General features: G+C 54.5%; 4 protein-coding genes. 1 reads left to right on the top strand and 3 read right to left on the bottom strand.

The features are described 5' to 3' along the window. On the bottom strand, positions 1 to 798 hold a 798-nt coding region (locus ACXRVY_RS21155), incomplete at its 3' end, for a cation:dicarboxylate symporter family transporter (RefSeq protein WP_458238161.1). 43 nt (positions 799 to 841) lie between these two features. Next, positions 842 to 1,924 carry a 4-oxalomesaconate tautomerase gene (locus ACXRVY_RS21160; RefSeq protein WP_458238162.1) on the bottom strand — a complete coding sequence of 361 codons (1,083 nt, stop codon included), beginning with the start codon at positions 1,922 to 1,924 and terminating at the stop codon, positions 842 to 844. Positions 1,925 to 2,088: 164 nt separating this feature from the next. Between ACXRVY_RS21160 and ACXRVY_RS21165 the strand changes: the two genes are divergently transcribed. After that, positions 2,089 to 2,979 carry a LysR family transcriptional regulator gene (locus ACXRVY_RS21165; protein WP_223457334.1) on the top strand — a complete coding sequence of 297 codons (891 nt, stop codon included), beginning with the start codon at positions 2,089 to 2,091 and terminating at the stop codon, positions 2,977 to 2,979. Positions 2,980 to 3,103: 124 nt separating this feature from the next. Here the strand turns inward: ACXRVY_RS21165 and ACXRVY_RS21170 are convergent. Continuing rightward, on the bottom strand, positions 3,104 to 3,317 hold a 214-nt coding region (locus tag ACXRVY_RS21170), incomplete at its 5' end, for an NAD(P)(+) transhydrogenase (Re/Si-specific) subunit beta (protein WP_458238163.1).

Raw genomic sequence — 3,317 nt, forward strand, 5'->3', positions numbered from 1 at the left:
GCGCACCACCAGAAACTCCTCACGGAAGTATCGCAACAGCTTCCAGAGACTGAAGCCATTAGCGCGACAAATGCTTCCCAGCACCACGAAAACAAAGAAACCGCAGGCGATGTACAAAGTCATGATCAATTTCGCCAGCGAACCAAGCGAAGTGATGCCGTACTGCCCTACCGTGAACGCCAACGCGCCGAAAGCGCCGATGGGTGCAAAACGCATCAGGTAAGAGAAAATTTTGAAGACCATGTGCGACGCTGCTTCAAGAACGTCAAGCACCGGCTTGCCACGCTCGCCAAGCGAGGACAGGGCAAAGCCAGACAACACCGCAATGAACAGCACCGGCAGTACTTCACCTTTGCTGAATGCACCGATAAAGGTATCGGGGATGATGTGCATGAAAAACTCGACCACCCCCAGCTGCGCAGCCGACTCGGTGTATTGAGCCAGTCCGCTAGTGCTCAACTGACTCGGATCAATGTTCATGCCGGCGCCAGGCTTGAACACATAGACCGCGACCAGGCCGATGATCAGGCTGATCACCGTCAACCCAAGAAACAGCAACATGGTCTTGCTGAGCAAGCGACCGAGTGAACGCTTGTCACTCATCCCGGCAATACCGGTGACGATGGTGCAGAACACGACAGGTGCAATCATCATCTTGATCAGCTTGATGAAGGCATCACCGAGCGGTTTGAGAGCGATAGCTTGCTGAGCCCAGAAATGCCCGACGATTACGCCCAGCAGGACAGCGCAGAGAATCTGGAAATAGAGCGATTTAACAACTTTCATGGCATCACCCATTTTTAGAATTGTGCTGATGCAAAAATGCCAACGACTACCGGGTCTATCCGGCAAGTCRCGCAGAGGCGGTGGCGTAAACGTAACCGGCGAATAGCCTGCGTGCCGTGCGTACGACTGAGGCGCGAATGGTCTCACCCTTGGCACCGGTGKAGGACAACACGACGTCAATTGCGCCGCTTGGATGCTCGATTCGAACATTTTCCAGACGAGGGGTACTGATTCCACCCAGCATCTGCGCGACTACGCTGCCTTCAGTGACGCAAGCGGTGGCCAGGCCGATGGAGCCAGTAATGGCAAGGGCACGGTGGCAGTTGTGTGGCATGAAGTAGCGAACCTGGATCGTGCCACCGGCTTTAGCCGGTGATACCAATACGGGTTTGGGAATTACCTTGTCGCTGACATCACCTAGACCCATTGCGAGGCCTGCTTGAAGTCGCAACGACTCGAGGCGCCGCAAAAATTCCTTGTCGGCGTCCAGTTCGGCCGGGCTTTCATCTCCACGTTTGCCCAACTGGCCAGCTTCGACAAGAAGCATTGGCATTGCCATGTCGATGCAGGTCACAGGAACGTTATCGATCACATCCTGTGTGTTTCCTGTAGGGAAGAGTTTGCCAGTCTTGCTGCCGGCTGCATCGAGGAAGGTCAGTTGCACCGGAGCAGCGGTACCCGGCACGCCGTCGATTGCAGTCTCTCCCTCGTAACTGACTTTGCCATCCGGGGTCTGCACCTCGGAATTCACAAATGTCCCTGTGTTCAAATTGCGAATGCGCACACGAGTACGCTCGCGGGACGCCTTGACCAAGCCCTGTTCAATAGCAAACGGGCCAACGGCACAAAGCATGTTGCCGCAGTTGGGTGCGGTATCTACCCGACGTTGTGAAACCATCACTTGTACGAACAGATAGTCGACATCCGCGTCTGGGTGCAACGAAGGGCTGACGATAGCTACTTTGCTGGTTTGCGGGCTGCCGCCGCCGATGCCATCGATTTCCAGCTCATGACCTGAGCCCATCAGGTTGAGCAGCAGCTCGTCACGGGCTTCGATGGATGCAGGTAAATCCCAAGCGAGAAATACCGGGCCTTTGGAGGTACCGCCGCGCATTAGCACACAGGGAATTCTTTGCATGACACAGACTCTTGTTGATCAATCGGGGTAATTGATGTTCTGAAGGCAAGAGTGTCAGGCTTTAAAAAATGTTTCCAATGCAAATATCGTCGCTATTATTGCGTTTGACGAATTATTAAATTGAGATAGATTGCTATCCATCCTCGTTGCTGGCGTGACAAAAAATGGACTATGAGCTTAATGACATACGATCTTTCGTGAAGATTGCCGAACTGGGCAGTTTTCACGAAGCGGCTGATGCCCTGCATCTGTCTCAGCCAGCCTTGAGCCGGCGAATCAAAAAGCTGGAAGAAGGGTTGGGAACCGCATTGCTCGATCGCACAACGCGCAAGGTCAGCCTGACCAGCGTAGGTAGAGATTTTCTGCCTAAGGCACGGCGATTACTGGACGATTTCGATGAGTCGATTCTCAATATCCGCGAGCTCGCGGAACGTCAAATTGGCAGGGTGACCCTGGCGTGTATTCCGACTGCCGCATTCTACTTTCTGCCTTCGGTGATCCGCCTGTACAACGAGCGCTATCCTAAAATTCGAATCCGACTGCTGGACCTTAGTGCGAATGAAGGCCTTGAGGCGGTCCTGCGGGGCGAAGCCGATTTCGGCATCAATATGATGAGCGGCCAGCACCCGGATATCGAGTTCGTGCCATTAGTGAATGAACCTTTTGTGTTGGCCTGCAGGCGTGATCATGAGTTGGCTGAACGTAGCTCGGTGACTTGGTCTGAGCTCAGCGATTATCGTCTTATCGGCGTTGGTCGCCTGAGCGGAAACCGTATGCTGCTGGATCACGCTTTATCAGGCTTGAGCTGGCGCCCACAGTGGTTCTACGAGGTACAGCACTTGTCTACTTCTCTGGGCCTGGTAGAGGCTGGGCTCGGCGTATCGGCGATGCCAAGTCTGGCAATGCCTGCCGGGGATCACCCAACGCTGGTAAGCGTCCCTTTGATAGAGCCTGTGGTGAATCGATCGTTGGGGTTGGTTTACCGTCGGGGGGCATCACTATCCCCCGCAGCGGAGAAATTCGTTTCAATACTGCTCGAACAATGGCCGCAATAAGGGAGCGGCGATTTTTATAGTAAGCGTCGTCGAGCAGACTTCACTGGTGAGTGGGTGGGCTTCACCCTCCCATTAACCCCGTCCTGTCAATGGCCGGGGTTTTTTGGGAGGGGCTGGGCAGGTTTTACTCGACGGCCTTGACCATGTCTTCGATGACTTTCTTCGCGTCGCCGAACACCATCATGGTCTTGTCCAGGTAGAACAGTTCGTTGTCCAGACCGGCATAGCCGCTGGCCATCGAGCGCTTGTTGACGATGATGGTCTTGGCCTTGAACGCCTCGAGGATCGGCATGCCGGCAATCGGCGATTTCGGATCGTTCTTCGCCGCCGGGTTGACC

This window comes from Pseudomonas sp. P5_A2_2, from assembly GCF_054177685.1.

Coding starts and splice junctions, on each gene's coding strand:
- ACXRVY_RS21165 (WP_223457334.1), top strand. CDS start 2,089: ATGGACTATGAGCTTAATGACATACGATCTTTCGTGAAGATTGCCGAA.